Genomic DNA, 15,299 nt, shown 5'->3' on the forward strand with positions numbered 1-15,299 from the left:
CAGGCACGTAGCTCAGTTGGTTAGAGCACCACCTTGACATGGTGGGGGTCGTTGGTTCGAGTCCAATCGCGCCTACCAAACAAAATCCGCTCTGCTGGGCGGTCTGGAAGGGCTCACCGAAAAGTGGGCCCTTTTTTGTTGTCTGCGATTTCAGAACCTTTGCAAAATTTCGGTTTGGTCGACCGCAGCTACACTCCGGCACATTTGCAGAGGTGTATTCATGAGTCGCCAATTCAGGCGCGCCGGTCCAGGCGATATCGAAAGCCTGTTGAAGATTGATCCTGTCGCTGAAAAAGATAGCTGCCGTCGCGAGTACATCGCGAGGGCTGTACGGGCGCAGGAGTGCTGGGTTGTCTGCGAGGCGGACGATCCTGGCGCTCCCGTCGGCTACGGATGTCTGGATCGAAGCTTTCTTGGAGAGTGGTTCATACCTCTCGTGATCGTCTCCAGTGCGAACAGGCGTTCCGGCGTGGGGCGGCAGATCGTGAGCGGTCTGGAGCAGCATGCTTGTGCAGAAAAGATCTTCACGTCGACCAATACGTCCAACTCGCCGATGCGACAGCTGCTTACAAATCTTGAATATCAGCACAGCGGAATGGTAGAGAATCTGGATTCGGGGGATCCCGAGCTCATTTTTGTAAAATTCTTGAGCCAAGCGCGTATTGATCGTGATTGATTTTGATCCATTCGTCGCCGACCGTCGCGAGCGACCTTTTAAATAGTGTGGATATTTAAGGGGTTACGGATTTTATTAACCATCCGGTTATCAAAAATACGTTGTTACATACTGGAAAAATCAGTAATATCCGCCCCGCGTTCACCACCACGGTTTATGCATTTTTAAATCCCAAGCTTCCATCAGCTGCTTGGGATTTTTTTTGCCCGCGATTTGCCTTTCCCGCACCTCTGCCCAGCCTCTCGTCTCGCCCGTTCCTGTTTTCCGGGAGCGGTGACAGGCAAGTCCATATTTTTTCGACTACTACTGTCAGGCTGATTTCAGCTCTGCCGGACAGGAGTTCATCGATGCTGGTTCATTGGTTTCTTGCAGCGATTCATTTACTGGCTTTTGCCATGGGCTTCTGGGCGGTGTTGACGCGTGGGACGGCCTTCAGTCGTTTGGCGTCCGGCTCCGGTGATGTCGGGCGAGTGTTGCTAGCCGACAATCTTTGGGGGCTTTCGGCGTTGGTGTTGCTCGTCACCGGCGGCATGCGCGCCTTCGCAGGTTATGAGAAGGGAACCGACTATTACCTGCATCAGCCACTGTTTCATCTGAAGATGACGCTGTTCGTGCTGATTCTGCTTCTGGAACTCATGCCGATGATCACCCTGATCAAATGGCGCGTGGCCAAGGCGCGCGGCGCTGTCCCTGACACGGGGCGTGCAAAGATGTTCGCGCGGATCAGTCATGCCGAAGCGCTTCTGTTGGTATTGATGGTCGTGGCGGCCACCGGAATGGCGCGTGGCGTTACATTCGGCTAGTCGGGCGAGATTCCCAGCCGCTATTCGGAAATGTCCGACAGCCAGCTCGTTGAATGACGGTTAGTATCGGTTGCGAGAAGGGTTGAGGCAGGAAGTGGCGTGGCACGCGCCGTCACCAGGGAGGTGGGGGATGGCAATACGGCGCTTGAATCTTTAGCCAGTCATTGCGCGCAGGCAAACGAACTGGCTACTGACTGCTTAGGGCTCAGGGCGTTTGTGGCTTGTCCGGTGCGGTCAGGCCAGCCTGGATGCGCTGGTAGATCTCTTCCCGGTGCACTGCAACGTTCTTCGGAGCATTGATGCCGATTCGAACTTGCTGGCCGCTGACGCCGAGAATGGTGATCGTGATGTCATCACCAATGTTTATGCTTTCACCGACTTTGCGGGTGAGTATCAGCATGGTCTTCTCCTTGATTGCTTTGTAGGGCACCTGATTCAGACAGTGCAGAGGTCGGTGGTACGTATAGATTAGTGCGAAGTCTTACAGTTTGGGTGCCTCTTTCTGACGCGCAGCAGCGGCATTAATTCCCAGCGCGTAACTATACAGGGGCCGTCGGCATCAATCTCGTAGTTTTATGCCGCAATTTGCGGGGCTCGGAAAGTATTCTCGAATGTTAAGATCGCCGCTTTGAGAATTCAGAGGGAAGCGTTGTGCGCAAATTGGTCTGGGTAGTCGCGGCACTGGCATTGGCAGGATGTGGCGAAGGCAAGAGTGTGGATGCGCAAAAGCCGAAACCGGCGGTGGTAGCGGCGCCTGCTGCGGTGGGCCCGCAGTGGGATCTCGAAGTGCGCGGTGAAACCCCTCAGGCCGTCAGCGACCTCAGCGGCTGGCTGATAGAGCATGGCTTTGTGGCCAGTGTCATCAAGGACGCCAGCGGCAAGACCCGGATCCTGCTCGGCCCTTTCAATTCGAAGGCTGACGCCGAGGCGCGCCAGGCAGATGTGAACGCCGCATTGATCAAGGCGAAGAAGCAGAACATCGAAACGCTGGTGATCGAGCGCACGGCGACGCTATAAGGGGCCTTTCGACGGAGCTGACTAAAGGGTGTCCCCCGTGATTCGTTTTTCAAGGAGTCACTGAAGATACCCAGAAGGAGCTCCGCATGGCCTCCGCCAATCCTTACAAGTTGTTCGACGTCGTTTTGCGTCACAAGCAGCAATTGAGCCCGCATCTCATGCGGATCACGCTCGCAAGCCCCACGGTCACCGAGATGGCGACCTGGGCGCCGGATCAGCGAGTGAAGCTGTTTTTCCCGGCAGCCGACGGTTCACCCGCCAAGCTTTCTCAGGGCGAAGGGTGGTACGCCCGTTTCCGCTCGATGCTGGTTGATCGTCGCCCGGCGATGCGCACTTACACCATCCGTCATTTGCGTGCCGAGTCGGGTGAAGTCGATATCGATTTCGTCCTGCACGGCGAAACCGGCCCGGCCTCCCGTTGGGCGTTGCGAGCGCAACCTGGCGAGTCGATGCAGATTCTGGCGCCCGACAGCCGATTCTCGGCACAAGAGGCGGGGGGATTTGAATGGAAGCCACCGCAAACGCTCAAGCAACTTCTGTTGGTCGCCGACGCCACAGCGTTGCCGGCCGCCATGGGGATCCTGGAAGAACTGGCGACACTTACTGAACCGCCGCAGGCCCAGGCGTTTTTTGAAGTCGACAGTCGTGAGGATATGTTGGCGGTTCCTGACTGGCCCGGACTTTCGGTGCAATGGCTGATCCGCGATCACGCAACTGCCGGCACGTTGATGGTGGAAGCCGTGCAGCAGGCGACGTTGCCTGCCGATGCATCGCCGGTTGGGCAAGCGGTCGAGCTGGCGGATGTCGACATCGAAGAAGAGATTCTGTGGGAGATCGCCGATACGGCCAGCGAGTGTTTCTATGGTTGGATCGCCGGAGAATCCGCTGCGGTCATGAGCCTGCGCAAATACCTCATCAAGGAGCGCGGCATTCCGCGCGAGTCACTCAATCTGATGGGCTACTGGCGTCACAACAAATCCGGCGGTTGAGCACAAAAAAGGCCTTGAGTTTATCGCTCAAGGCCTTTTCTTTTGATCAGACAATCAACCGCAGGCTTTCAGGTTCACCGGGCCGACAAATTCGTTGCCGCGCCCCATCACACACGCCACGCTCTGATTACGCTGGCGCTCCCAGTCTTGCACCGGGTAAGTCTTGTCCCAGGCTTCGTACAGTTGTCGATCCTGCTTCGACAAGCGCAAGCCGTATTGTTTGCTCATGTAAAAGTAGGTGCGGGCGATCATGCCGCGGATCGAAGGGCGGGGCATGACCTTCTTCGCCTTGAAGTCGACCTGAGTCAGGCAGGAGCCGTACTGACCTTTTTCGACCGGCAGCCAGCCGTAGCTGAAATTGCTGCGGTCGCCATTCACCTCGCCGATGCTCGGCACCAGGTTGTGCAGGTCGGCTTCGGCTTTCTGATAGCTCGGGTCGTAGCGGGTGCAATTCTTGCGGCCGCCTTCCTGCCAGCATTGACGCTGATGGCCGAACTGCCAGGCCGGAACAATGTGCTCCCATTCGATGCGGGACGCTCGCTTGGCGTTCTTGCGCGGGACGTAGCCGCAGGCGGCAAGATCGACCTTGTTGCCGGTGTATTTGCACCCGCAATAGAACTCGGTGGATTGTGGTGCGTACAGCTTCCAGGCGACCTTCTTGGCTTCGGTGAACGTACGCGGCGCGCCAGCTTGCGCACCCAGGGAAATGAACAGCAACAGCACAGCAGCAAAACGCAGAATCATTGAATCAATCTTCCTTCGGCACAACCCAGAAAATCTGTACACCGCCATCGTCGCGGTAGGCGAGGGTGACGTTGTCGTTCTCGTCGATCTCTTCCAGCAAGCGCTCCCAGTCATCCACCGGCTCGTCCGGAAGGCGGAAGATCAGTGCGGCTTTGGCTTTTTGTGCGGTGGGGGAATTGATGATTTTTTGAACGCGCATGCCCATGCGTTCGTAAGCGTCAGGAGCATCAGGGGAAGTGGCCACGAGGTTATCCTTATTAAGCTGTACGTGCATACAGTATTTAACTGTAGGCATTTTCGCAACTGCTTAAAATTCAAGAAAATCCTCTGACAGCGGTTTTCCGGGTTTGATGTCACTCAGGTGAAATTTATCTTTGGAGGAGGCGCAAGCTTCACCCTCCGTCAAGTTGACGAAGGGTGAAGTCAGTGCCCGATCAGGAAAGGATCAGGCGAGGATGAATCAGTATTCCCAGAACATCCGTTGCAGCTCTTTGCTGTCGTTGGTCTTGGTCAGCGCGACCATGGCCAGGATGCGGGCTTTCTGTGGGTTCAGGTCGTGAGCAACCACCCAGTCGTATTTGTCGTCAGGCTGTTCGGCGTTGCGCAGGACGAAACCACCGGCATTGACGTGAGACGAGCGAATGATCTGCACGCCGTCCTTGCGCAGCGCCTGCAGGGTCGGAACCACGCGCGAGGAAACCGAGCCGTTGCCGGTACCGGCATGGATGATCGCCTTGGCGCCGGACTGGGCGAGGGCCTTGTAGGCTGTGTCGCTGACATTGCCGTAGGAATAGGCGATTTCTACATCAGGAAGGCTCTTGATGTTTTTGATGTCGAATTCCGAATCCATGGTGTGGCGCTTGGCTGGCAGGCGGAACCAGTAGGATTTGCCTTCTACCACCATGCCGAGCGGACCCCAGGCGCTTTTGAACGCTTCGGTCTTGATGTTGATCATCTTACTGACATCGCGACCTGACTGGATTTCATCGTTCAGGGTCACCAGTACGCCTTTGCCGCGCGCTTCTTTGCTGCTGGCGACGGCCACGGCGTTGTACAGGTTTAGCATGCCGTCCGCCGACATGGCGGTGCCCGGGCGCATGGAGCCGACGACGATGATCGGCTTGTCGGTTTTTTCCACCAGGTTCAGGAAGTACGCGGTCTCTTCCAGGGTATCGGTGCCGTGGGTGATGACGATGCCATCGACGTCTTTGCTGTCGGCCAGTTCGGAAACGCGACGTCCCAGTTGCAGGAGGTTTTCGTTGGTGATGCTTTCCGAGGCGATTTGCATGACCTGTTCGCCACGCACATTGGCCAGCGTGCTCAGTTCGGGAATGCCGGCGATCAATTGTTCGATGCCCACTTTCGCGGCCTGATAAGTCGCACTGTTGGCTGCACTGGCGCCCGCGCCGGCGATGGTGCCGCCGGTGGCCAGTACCACCACGTTGGCCAGCTTGGCCTGGGTTTCAGCTTCTTTTGCCTGGAGGGCAGTTGGCAGGAGCAGGAGGAGGGCCAAAGCGCCCGGAACGAAACTCTTCAAAGCAGATGTCATTATTTTTCTCTCTAGTAGTGAGACGGTGCTGATGCAGGTTCATCTAGATGCGCCCCGGGCCGATCTGAATGCCAGGGGTGCAGGGAGGGAGCAGGATCTGTACCAGTCGTACTGTGCTTGAGAGAAATGTTTAACCTTATGATTTGAATCAAGATTTATTTGAAGAGTGGTTGTGAGCTTGCCTAGCTCATCCGGGTTTCCGAACGCGGGATGTTTTCTCGTTCGGCTCACCGAAAAGGACTACGAGCCTCGTCCTCAGACTGAACTGGCTGCTTTCCAGATCTCTGCTAAAGAAAACGGCGCGCTGGCCGATGCGCCTTGACAGGGATTCAATTTTTCAGGAGTTCAAATGTCATTGACTATCGGTTTTTCAAATCCCGGTTCGGTCACGATCGGCGGTAAAACTGCTGCGACGATCAATGCAATGAGTGAAGCTGAAGCCGATGCGTCAGCCGAGGCACTGGGTACCGAGAAGGTTGAAACCAATCAGGTCAGAACCGGTGGTCCTGCCCAGGAAGCAAGCGCGAGCGAGGCTCAAGGCGGTGACAATCTGAGCATCACTATCAAGACGCTGCTCAAACGGATGCAGGAACTGCAGAAGCAGCTTCAGGAGCAGCAACAGCAACTGGCTGCCGCGCAGGCTGCGAGTTATCCAACCCCCGAAGCCAAGTCGCAGGCGGTGATGTCCATACAGGGGCAGATCGCTCAAACCAGCGGTGCGTTGCTGGAAGTCTCGGCTGCATTGGTCAAGGAAATGTCGAAGGGTTCTTCTGCCGGTAACGTGGTCAACACCACGGCTTGAGCACTCAAGGGGCGGATCGATGGATTCGCCCTGCAACGCAATACCGATTTCTGATTGTTGACAAATGTCGGCGTGATTCGCATAGTTCGGTCTACGCAAACGTTTGCGCGGCCTTCGCGATGGATTGAATTGTCGTGGGGTGCAGCGAGCTTACGCCAGCGCAAGCGTTGCTCACAATAATCATAAGATCGGAGTGAACCCATGAAGCTGCCATTCGCTGGACGTCTTCTTGCTGTCGCCATGCTGGCTGCCGCATCCGCCGCACTGCCTGTCTCTTCGGCTTTCGCCGAATCCCCTGAAAAACCCAAAGTCGCCCTGGTCATGAAATCCCTGGCCAACGAATTCTTCCTGACCATGGAAGACGGCGCCAAGGCCTACCAGAAGGAACACTCCGCCGATTTCGACCTGATCTCCAACGGCATCAAGGACGAAACCGACACGGCGGGGCAGACGCGCATCGTCGAGCAGATGATTCTGGCAAAGGTCAACGCGCTGGTCATCGCACCGTCTGATTCCAAGGCGATGGTGCCGGTGATCAAGAAAGCCGTCGATGCCGGTATCACTGTGATCAACATCGACAACCAGCTCGATCCGGCTGTGATCAAAAGCAAGAACATCAGCGTTCCGTTCGTAGGCCCGGACAACCGCAAAGGCGCGCGTCTGGTGGGCGAGTACCTGGCCAAGCAACTGAAGGCCGGTGACGAAGTCGGCATCATTGAAGGCGTCTCCACGACGACCAACGCCCAGCAGCGTACCGCTGGCTTCAAGGATGCGATGGAGGCTGCGCAGATCAAGGTTGTTTCCCTGCAGTCCGGCGATTGGGAAATCGACAAGGGCAACAAGGTGGCCGCTTCGATTCTCAGCGAGTACCCGGACGTCAAGGCGCTGCTGGCCGGTAACGACAGCATGGCCGTGGGTGCCGTTTCCGCCGTGCGCGCTGCCGGCAAGGCCGGTCAGGTGCAGGTTGTCGGTTACGACAACATCAATGCCATCAAGCCCATGCTGAAGGACGGCCGCGTTCTGGCGACTGCCGACCAGTACGCCGCGAAGCAAGCGGTATTTGGCATCGAGACTGCGCTGAAAATCATCAAGGGCGAGAAAGTCGACAGTGGTGCGAATGGTGTGATTGAGACACCAGTCGAGCTGGTCACCAAATAAGTCCTCTGGCGACACAACGGCGCTCGTCCGTCCGGGCGAGCGCATGGAGATTTTTATGTCAGTTTCCGCTCCGAACGCTGTCCTCTCGGTCAGCGGTATCGGCAAGACCTATGCGCAACCGGTTCTGACCGGCATCGACCTGACGTTGATGCGCGGTGAAGTGCTGGCACTGACCGGTGAGAACGGTGCCGGCAAAAGCACCCTGTCGAAGATCATCGGCGGGCTGGTCACACCTACCACCGGCCAGATGCAGTTCCAGGGCAAGGACTATCGCCCCGGCAGTCGCACGCAGGCTGAAGAGCTGGGTGTGCGCATGGTCATGCAAGAGCTCAATCTGCTGCCGACGCTTTCGGTGGCGGAGAACCTGTTCCTCGACAACCTGCCAAGTAACGGTGGCTGGATCAGTCGCAAGCAGCTGCGCAAGGCCGCCATCGAAGCCATGGCTCAAGTCGGCCTCGATGCCATCGACCCGGACACACTGGTCGGCGAATTGGGCATCGGTCACCAGCAAATGGTCGAGATCGCTCGCAACCTGATCGGCGATTGCCATGTGCTGATCCTCGACGAACCGACCGCAATGCTCACCGCTCGCGAAGTTGAAATGCTTTTCGAGCAGATCACCCGGTTGCAGGCGCGCGGCGTCTCGATCATTTACATCTCCCATCGCCTCGAAGAGCTGGCCCGGGTAGCACAGCGCATTGCCGTGTTGCGCGACGGCAACCTGGTCTGTGTCGAGCCAATGGCCAATTACAACAGCGAGCAACTGGTCACCCTGATGGTTGGTCGGGAGCTGGGCGAGCATATCGATCTGGGGGCTCGCAACATCGGCGCGCCGGCCCTGACTGTTAAAGGTCTGACCCGCTCCGACAAGGTGCGTGACGTGTCCTTTGAGGTTCGCGCCGGTGAGATTTTCGGCATTTCGGGGCTGATCGGAGCAGGGCGCACCGAGCTTTTGCGGCTGATCTTCGGCGCCGATGTCGCGGACAGCGGCACGGTGGCGCTCGGATCTCCGGCCCAGGTGGTGAGCATTCGCTCGCCAGTCGATGCAGTGCGCAACGGCATCGCCTTGATCACCGAGGATCGCAAGGGCGAAGGCCTGCTGCTGAGCCAGTCGATCAGCGCCAACATCGCTTTGGGCAACATGCCGGAGATTTCCAGCGGCGGGTTCGTCAACAACGGCGATGAAACGAAGCTCGCGCAGCGGCAGATCGACGCCATGCGCATCCGCAGTTCCAGCCCGACGCAACTGGTGTCCGAGCTGTCCGGCGGTAATCAGCAAAAGGTGGTGATCGGTCGCTGGCTCGAGCGCGACTGTTCGGTGCTGCTGTTCGACGAGCCGACTCGCGGTATCGATGTCGGCGCCAAGTTCGATATTTATGCCCTGCTCGGCGAACTGACTCGGCAGGGCAAGGCGCTGGTCGTGGTGTCCAGCGATTTGCGCGAGCTGATGCTGATCTGCGACCGCATCGGAGTGCTGTCGGCGGGGCGCCTGATCGACACGTTCGAGCGCGACAGCTGGACCCAGGATGACTTGCTTGCCGCCGCGTTCGCCGGCTACCAGAAACGTGATGCGTTGCTCAACGAAGCAGCGCCTAGGGATCTCCCATGAAAACTGCATCTTCCGCCGGCAAATCCAGTGGCAACTTCTACGGCCTCGGCACTTACCTGGGCCTGGCCGGCGCGTTGCTGGCAATGATTGCGCTGTTCTCGGTCATGAGCAGCCATTTCCTGTCGTACAACACCTTCAGCACCCTGGCCAACCAGATTCCCGACCTGATGGTTCTGGCGGTGGGCATGACGTTCGTCCTGATCATCGGCGGGATCGACCTGTCGGTAGGCTCGGTACTGGCGCTCGCGGCATCTACCGTCAGCGTGGCGATTCTTGGCTGGGGCTGGAGCGTATTGCCGGCTGCCTTGTTGGGGATGGCCGTCGCGGCGTTGGCCGGCACGGTGACCGGCTCGATTACCGTGGCGTGGCGAATTCCGTCATTCATTGTGTCGCTCGGTGTTCTGGAAATGGCCCGTGGCCTGGCCTATCAGATGACCGGTTCGCGCACGGCCTATATCGGTGATTCCTTCGCCTGGCTGTCGAACCCGATCGCCTTCGGCATTTCGCCGTCGTTCATCATCGCCTTGCTGGTCATTTTCGTTGCCCAGGCCGTTCTGACCCGTACCGTGTTCGGCCGCTATCTGATCGGCATTGGCACCAACGAAGAAGCGGTGCGTCTGGCGGGGATCAATCCCAAGCCCTACAAAATTCTGGTGTTCAGCCTGATGGGGCTGCTCGCCGGCATTGCGGCGCTGTTCCAGATTTCCCGGCTGGAAGCGGCCGACCCGAACGCTGGTTCCGGCCTTGAGCTGCAAGTCATCGCTGCCGTGGTGATCGGCGGCACCAGCCTGATGGGCGGACGTGGTTCGGTGATCAGCACCTTTTTCGGTGTGTTGATCATCTCCGTCCTGGCGGCCGGTCTGGCGCAGATTGGCGCGACCGAGCCGACCAAGCGCATCATCACCGGTGCGGTGATCGTGATCGCCGTGGTGCTCGACACCTATCGCAGTCAACGCGCAAGCCGACGGGGCTGATAAATGGCAACGATCAAGGATGTGGCGGCACTTGCAGGAATTTCCTACACGACCGTGTCCCACGTAGTAAACAAGACCCGACCGGTGAGCGAAGAAGTGCGGCTCAAGGTCGAGGCGGCCATCAAGAGTCTCGACTATGTGCCGAGCGCGGTGGCCCGTTCGCTGAAAGCGAAAACCACCGCCACCATTGGTTTGCTGGTGCCCAACAGCCTCAACCCGTACTTCGCCGAACTGGCGCGCGGGATCGAGGATTATTGCGAGCGTAACGGCTACTGCGTGATTCTCTGCAACTCCGACGACAACCCGGACAAGCAGCGCAGCTACCTGCGGGTCCTGTTGGAAAAGCGCATCGACGGCTTGATCGTCGCCTCTGCGGGTGGCGACAGTGGTCTGGCGCAAGGACTGGCGGGCGTAAAGACGCCGATGGTGATCGTCGACCGTGGACTCGAAGGCGTGGACGCCGACCTGGTACGCATCGATCACGAATATGGCGCGTACCTCGCGACGCGGCATTTGCTTGAGCTCGGTCATCGCGATATCGCCACGATCGGTGGTCCGACGAGTACCAGCGTCGCGCAAATGCGTCAGGCCGGTTTTGCTCGAGCGCTGAAAGAGGCGGGTGTTGAAGTGGCCCCGTCGCGCATGCTGGAAAGCGACTTCACCAGCACCGGCGGTTACAACGCGGCTTCGGTTCTGCTTGAGCACAACCCGCCGAGCGCGATTTTTGCCGGTAACGACATGATCGGCATTGGCGTGTTGCGAGCGGCGGCGGAACGTAACGTGCGCGTGCCCGCCGAGCTGTCGGTGATCGGCTTCGACGATATCCAGATGAGTCGCTATGTGTATCCAGCGTTGACGACCGTGGGCCAGTCGATCCTGCAACTGGGCGAGATGGCCGCGGAAGTGTTGTTGCGAAGAATTGCCACCCCGGATCTGGCGACGGATCAGCGGATCGTGACCCCGAGTATTGTCCTGCGCGAATCGACTGCACCGCTGTCCGGGGTGTTCACCGAATACCGCTGAAACCGAATTGATGAGTAATGATGTATGTCCGCAAATGTAGTGGTAATAGGCAGCCTGAACATGGACCTGGTCACTCGGGCGCCGCGCTTGCCCCGGGGCGGTGAGACGCTGATCGGCCATTCTTTCGCGACTGTGTCCGGCGGCAAGGGCGCCAATCAGGCGGTAGCCGCTGCACGGCTGGGTGCGCAGGTGTCGATGGTCGGCTGTGTCGGCAACGATGACTATGGCGTGCAATTGCGCGACGCGTTGCTGGCCGAGCAGATCGATTGTCAGGCGGTCAGCGTGGTGGAGGATTCCAGTGGCGTGGCGCTGATCGTGGTCGATGACAACAGTCAGAACGCGATTGTCATCGTGGCCGGCGCCAATGGTTCGATGACCCCGGCGGTCATCGACCGGTTCGACGCCGTGCTGCAAGCGGCCGACGTGATCATCTGCCAATTGGAAATCCCCGACGCCACGGTAGGCCATGCGCTGAAACGTGGACGTGAACTGGGCAAGACGGTCATCCTCAACCCTGCGCCGGCCAGTCGCCCGCTGCCGGCAGACTGGTTTGCCGCCATCGATTACCTGATTCCCAACGAGAGCGAGGCCGCCGCCCTCAGCGGTTTGCCGGTGGACTCGCTGGCGACCGCTGAAAAAGCCGCTGCGCACCTGATGTCACTGGGCGCCGGCAAGGTCATCATCACGCTGGGGGCTCAAGGCTCGTTGTTCGCCAACGGCACGGGTTACCAGCATTTTCCTGCACCCAAAGTGAAGGCGGTCGATACCACCGCCGCCGGGGATACGTTTGTCGGCGGATTTTCGGCGGCACTGGCGGCCGGCAGAACCGAGGACGAGGCCATTCGTTTCGGGCAGGTCGCTGCGGCCCTGTCGGTTACCCGGGCAGGTGCCCAGCCGTCCATTCCCACCACCTCCGACGTACAGGCATTCAAACCCGCATGAAAAAGACTCCTTTGCTCAATGTCGCCCTGTCGCGGCTGATTGCTTCCCTTGGGCATGGCGACATGGTCGTGATCGGCGATGCCGGCCTGCCGGTGCCGCCGGGTGTCGAGTTGATCGACTTGGCGTTGACGCACGGCGTTCCGGATTTCGTCAGCACCCTGAAAGTCGTGCTCAGCGAAATGCAGGTGGAAAGCCACGCGCTGGCCAAGGAGATTTTCGACAAGCAACCGACTGCGCTGTCCACGCTGGACGAGCTGAATGACGAAGGCTCGCTGGGGCGGCGTGACCTGCTCAGTCACGAGCAATTCAAAGTACTCAGCCGACAGGCACGAGCGATCGTTCGTACGGGCGAATGCCAGCCGTACTGCAACATCGTGCTGGTGTCTGGAGTTACGTTCTAAACAGGGTTCGCCCCTTTTGATTTCATCTGCACAAGGAATGCGCCATGCACCGCTATGCTCAAAAAATGCATCAATTGATTCGGAGTCTGCTGCTTTTGTCCGTGATAACCGCGACCGGCGCCCAAGCGGCGGAAAAGATCGACCTGATCATCGACACCGATCCGGGCGCCGACGACGTGGTCGCCCTGTTGTTAGCCATGGCCTCACCGGAGGAGCTGAACATTCGCGCGTTCACCACCGTGGCCGGCAACGTGCGTCTGGACAAGACTTCGCGCAATGCGCGGTTGGCCCGTGAGTGGGCAGGGCGGGAAGAGATTCCGGTGTACGCCGGCGCGCCAAAACCGTTGATGCGCACGCCGATCTACGCCGAAAACATCCATGGCAAGGAAGGCCTGTCGGGTGTCACCGTGCACGAACCGAAAAAAGGCCTGGCCGAAGGCAATGCGGTCAACTACCTGATCGACACCCTGAAAAAAGCCAAGCCGCACAGCATCACCATCGCGATGCTCGGCCCGCAGACCAACCTGGCCCTGGCGCTGATCCAGGAGCCGGAGATTGTTCAGGGGATCAAGGAAGTGGTGATCATGGGTGGCGCCCACTTCAATGGCGGCAACATCACGCCGGTGGCCGAGTTCAACCTGTACGCCGACCCGCAAGCAGCGGAAGTGGTGCTTAAAAGCGGGGTGAAACTGACTTACCTGCCACTGGATGTGACCCACAAGATCCTGACCAGCGATGCGCGCCTGAAGCAGATCGCGGCGCTGAACAACAATGCGAGCAAGATTGTCGGCGACATCCTCAATGAGTACATCAAAGGGGATATGGAGCACTATGGTATTCCGGGTGGTCCTGTGCATGACGCCACCGTCGTGGCTTATCTGCTCAAGCCTGAGCTGTTCACTGGCCGGTCGGTGAATGTGGTGGTCGACAGCCGTGAAGGCCCGACCTTCGGCCAGACTATTGTCGACTGGTATGACGGCCTCAAGGCGCCGAAGAACGCCTTCTGGGTGGAGAACGGCGACGCCCAAGGCTTTTTCGATCTGCTGACCGAGCGTCTGAAACGTCTGAAGTAAGCGATACGCCCGCAGGTGCCAACTTGCGGGCTTTTACTCCCTCTCGGTGTCCGATGTGCCTTTGAAGTCATCGGGATACTTTTCGAACAACTGGGCGATGAACGACTGCGCGCCTTGCGTTCCCAGCGTCTTCACCAGCAAGTCAATGCTGATCAATGCCAATTCCTCCGGACTGCCCGGGCTGTAAGAACTGTGCCCTTGCGGCCAGGCGGCCTTGATGTCGGCGGTAATGCTTACGGTGGTCATGGCAAGGCTCGGTCGCGGGATCGGAGTTTTGAGTTAACCACTTTGCCGAGCGTTTGGCACTGCGACTTAGGCATGAGCGCAGGGCTATGCGACACTTGGTCGTTTCCGCAAAAAAACAAGGATTGCGCTGTGCAGATCGATTTGAATAGCCCCGACGGCCTGACCCTTGATGCTGTCCGCCGGATGCTGGCGTCAGCCAGTGATGACGAACACACTCAACTGCGCGTGACCAAGGGCGGGATTGCGTATATCTCTTCGGGTGTCACTGGTGGTCAAGACATAGATGGCCTGCTATTTCGTCTGGAGACTTGGGCAAAAGGCTCGGGATACGTGGGAAATGTCGCGGCCAACGACGAAGTCTGGGTCATGCAGATCTTCAACGCGCTCAAGGACAACTGGCCAAATCCTCCCTTCGATTACATAGATGTCTACTGAGCGTCATTAATATTCAGTGACGTTTTACGGGGTGAAGCTTCAGACGTTGCTCAGGCACACTCAGTGTTTTTCCGATTGTGGGGCGGGGTGATAGCACTCACCGTGAAACCAAACGCCGTATTGGCGGTCGCACGATCTCTGCTCAAAATTGAAATAAGGAGGCTTCAATGCCTTGGAAGTTCGCGTCACTGGGTGCACTGATGGCCGTTGCTCTGTTGACTGGTTGCTCTACGACCTCCAGCGAGTCGCAGAAGGATCCCGTGGCGACTGAGGCCGGACATGGTCGTTGTGAAGCATCGGCTGCGGAGTTCGCTCTCGGCAAGAAAGCTTCGCCGGAACTATTGGAGCAAGCGCGCAAGAAAGCCGGTGCGCAGAACGCCCGATTCCTCAAGCCGAATGACATGATTACTTTGGAGTACCGCTCCGATCGCCTCAACCTGAATACCGATCAGAACCTGGTAGTCACCCGCGTCAACTGCGGCTGAGCCTTTCGGGCGTTTGTTTCACCCATAAAAAACCCCGTCACATGGACGGGGTTTTTTTAGTGCGCCGGGAAATTACTCTGGGCGAACTTGTGCAGCTTGCATACCCTTTTGGCCTTTCTCAGCCACGAAGGAAACGGTCTGGCCTTCTTTCAGGCTTTTGAAACCGTCGGATTCGATAGCTTTGAAGTGTACGAACAGGTCGTCACCGCCACCTTGAGGAGTGATGAAGCCGAAGCCTTTTTCATCGTTGAACCATTTAACGGTGCCGGTTTGGCGATTAGACATGGTGTATCTCCAAGAAACATATATTTTCAGTAGTACTGTGCTGCTCAGGCCAACTGGGCACACTGGGGTATCATAGTCGAAATGTTCG

At 58.2% G+C, this 15,299-nt stretch carries 20 protein-coding genes and 1 tRNA gene; 15 read left to right on the forward strand and 6 right to left on the reverse strand.

All coding sequences use genetic code 11. The annotated features are described in order from the left end of the window. Position 1 precedes the first annotated feature (1 nt). The 3 genes from ABFB52_RS10935 to ABFB52_RS10945 all read left to right on the forward strand — a co-directional run bounded on the left by ABFB52_RS10935 (position 2) and on the right by ABFB52_RS10945 (position 1,479). Positions 2–78: transfer RNA gene (locus tag ABFB52_RS10935), tRNA-Val, on the forward strand. Positions 79–220: 142 nt separating this feature from the next. Further along, positions 221–676, forward strand: a complete 456-nt coding sequence (locus ABFB52_RS10940) for a GNAT family N-acetyltransferase (RefSeq protein WP_129973558.1) — start codon at positions 221–223, stop codon at positions 674–676. Between the two features lie 347 nt (positions 677–1,023). After that, positions 1,024–1,479 (forward strand): DUF2214 family protein, encoded by a 456-nt coding sequence (locus tag ABFB52_RS10945; protein WP_129973557.1) that lies wholly within the window; start codon positions 1,024–1,026, stop codon positions 1,477–1,479. A gap of 205 nt (positions 1,480–1,684) precedes the next feature. Here the strand turns inward: ABFB52_RS10945 and csrA are convergent, their stop codons facing one another. Next, positions 1,685–1,879, reverse strand: a complete 195-nt coding sequence (gene csrA / locus ABFB52_RS10950; RefSeq protein ID WP_003179932.1) for a carbon storage regulator CsrA — start codon at positions 1,877–1,879, stop codon at positions 1,685–1,687. A 251-nt stretch (positions 1,880–2,130) separates the two neighbouring features. Between csrA and ABFB52_RS10955 the strand changes: the two genes are divergently transcribed. Continuing rightward, the gene (locus ABFB52_RS10955; RefSeq protein ID WP_129973556.1) at positions 2,131–2,496 is read left to right on the forward strand and encodes an SPOR domain-containing protein; all 366 of its coding nucleotides are present in this window, start codon (positions 2,131–2,133) and stop codon (positions 2,494–2,496) included. A gap of 86 nt (positions 2,497–2,582) precedes the next feature. Continuing rightward, the gene (locus ABFB52_RS10960) at positions 2,583–3,485 is read left to right on the forward strand and encodes a siderophore-interacting protein (RefSeq protein WP_129973555.1); all 903 of its coding nucleotides are present in this window, start codon (positions 2,583–2,585) and stop codon (positions 3,483–3,485) included. A gap of 54 nt (positions 3,486–3,539) precedes the next feature. On the opposite strand, the gene ABFB52_RS10965 is transcribed toward ABFB52_RS10960, so the two are convergent. From ABFB52_RS10965 to ABFB52_RS10975, 3 genes are all read right to left on the reverse strand, one after another. After that, positions 3,540–4,229, reverse strand: coding sequence for an endonuclease I family protein (locus tag ABFB52_RS10965; RefSeq protein WP_085612799.1), 690 nt, complete (start codon positions 4,227–4,229; stop codon positions 3,540–3,542). Between the two features lie 4 nt (positions 4,230–4,233). After that, positions 4,234–4,524: a DUF1654 domain-containing protein gene (locus ABFB52_RS10970; protein WP_007956002.1), complete on the reverse strand. Its 291-nt coding sequence runs from the start codon at positions 4,522–4,524 to the stop codon at positions 4,234–4,236. Positions 4,525–4,689: 165 nt separating this feature from the next. Continuing rightward, positions 4,690–5,778 carry an asparaginase gene (locus tag ABFB52_RS10975; RefSeq protein ID WP_007956004.1) on the reverse strand — a complete coding sequence of 363 codons (1,089 nt, stop codon included), beginning with the start codon at positions 5,776–5,778 and terminating at the stop codon, positions 4,690–4,692. A 349-nt stretch (positions 5,779–6,127) separates the two neighbouring features. Here ABFB52_RS10975 and ABFB52_RS10980 point away from each other — a divergent pair, with 349 nt between their 5' ends. From ABFB52_RS10980 to ABFB52_RS11015, 8 genes are all read left to right on the forward strand, one after another. Further along, complete coding sequence (locus tag ABFB52_RS10980) at positions 6,128–6,580, forward strand: hypothetical protein (RefSeq protein WP_085747807.1); 453 nt, start codon at positions 6,128–6,130, stop codon at positions 6,578–6,580. A 201-nt stretch (positions 6,581–6,781) separates the two neighbouring features. After that, positions 6,782–7,738, forward strand: a complete 957-nt coding sequence (locus ABFB52_RS10985) for a sugar ABC transporter substrate-binding protein (protein ID WP_007956008.1) — start codon at positions 6,782–6,784, stop codon at positions 7,736–7,738. Positions 7,739–7,793: 55 nt separating this feature from the next. Continuing rightward, positions 7,794–9,347 carry a sugar ABC transporter ATP-binding protein gene (locus ABFB52_RS10990; RefSeq protein ID WP_102688389.1) on the forward strand — a complete coding sequence of 518 codons (1,554 nt, stop codon included), beginning with the start codon at positions 7,794–7,796 and terminating at the stop codon, positions 9,345–9,347. Beyond that, positions 9,344–10,321: an ABC transporter permease gene (locus tag ABFB52_RS10995; RefSeq protein ID WP_064594871.1), complete on the forward strand. Its 978-nt coding sequence runs from the start codon at positions 9,344–9,346 to the stop codon at positions 10,319–10,321. Before ABFB52_RS10990 ends, ABFB52_RS10995 begins: the two co-directional genes overlap by 4 nt. A 3-nt stretch (positions 10,322–10,324) precedes the next feature. Beyond that, positions 10,325–11,344 (forward strand): LacI family DNA-binding transcriptional regulator, encoded by a 1,020-nt coding sequence (locus ABFB52_RS11000; RefSeq protein ID WP_102688390.1) that lies wholly within the window; start codon positions 10,325–10,327, stop codon positions 11,342–11,344. Positions 11,345–11,368: 24 nt separating this feature from the next. Next, positions 11,369–12,286 carry a ribokinase gene (gene rbsK, locus ABFB52_RS11005; protein ID WP_129973554.1) on the forward strand — a complete coding sequence of 306 codons (918 nt, stop codon included), beginning with the start codon at positions 11,369–11,371 and terminating at the stop codon, positions 12,284–12,286. Continuing rightward, a complete protein-coding gene (gene rbsD, locus ABFB52_RS11010) occupies positions 12,283–12,687 on the forward strand; it encodes a D-ribose pyranase (protein WP_007956017.1) in 405 nt (134 codons plus the stop codon). Before rbsK ends, rbsD begins: the two co-directional genes overlap by 4 nt. A gap of 44 nt (positions 12,688–12,731) precedes the next feature. After that, positions 12,732–13,760, forward strand: coding sequence for a nucleoside hydrolase (locus ABFB52_RS11015; protein WP_085747803.1), 1,029 nt, complete (start codon positions 12,732–12,734; stop codon positions 13,758–13,760). A 33-nt stretch (positions 13,761–13,793) separates the two neighbouring features. Here ABFB52_RS11015 and ABFB52_RS11020 read toward each other — a convergent pair whose 3' ends face one another. After that, positions 13,794–14,006: a hypothetical protein gene (locus ABFB52_RS11020; RefSeq protein WP_085747802.1), complete on the reverse strand. Its 213-nt coding sequence runs from the start codon at positions 14,004–14,006 to the stop codon at positions 13,794–13,796. A gap of 129 nt (positions 14,007–14,135) precedes the next feature. Here ABFB52_RS11020 and ABFB52_RS11025 point away from each other — a divergent pair, with 129 nt between their 5' ends. After that, complete coding sequence (locus tag ABFB52_RS11025) at positions 14,136–14,441, forward strand: hypothetical protein (protein WP_102688394.1); 306 nt, start codon at positions 14,136–14,138, stop codon at positions 14,439–14,441. A 167-nt stretch (positions 14,442–14,608) separates the two neighbouring features. Further along, entirely contained in the window at positions 14,609–14,926 is a 318-nt protein-coding gene (locus ABFB52_RS11030; protein WP_129973553.1) for an I78 family peptidase inhibitor, read from the forward strand. A gap of 72 nt (positions 14,927–14,998) precedes the next feature. Here the strand turns inward: ABFB52_RS11030 and ABFB52_RS11035 are convergent, their stop codons facing one another. After that, on the reverse strand, positions 14,999–15,211 hold the full coding sequence (locus ABFB52_RS11035; RefSeq protein ID WP_003179963.1) for a cold-shock protein: 213 nt from the start codon (positions 15,209–15,211) through the stop codon (positions 14,999–15,001). Positions 15,212–15,299 lie beyond the last annotated feature (88 nt).

Source organism: Pseudomonas sp. 9.2(2024), assembly GCF_039695385.1.
Classification (GTDB): Bacteria; Pseudomonadota; Gammaproteobacteria; order Pseudomonadales; family Pseudomonadaceae; genus Aquipseudomonas; species Aquipseudomonas paraglycinae.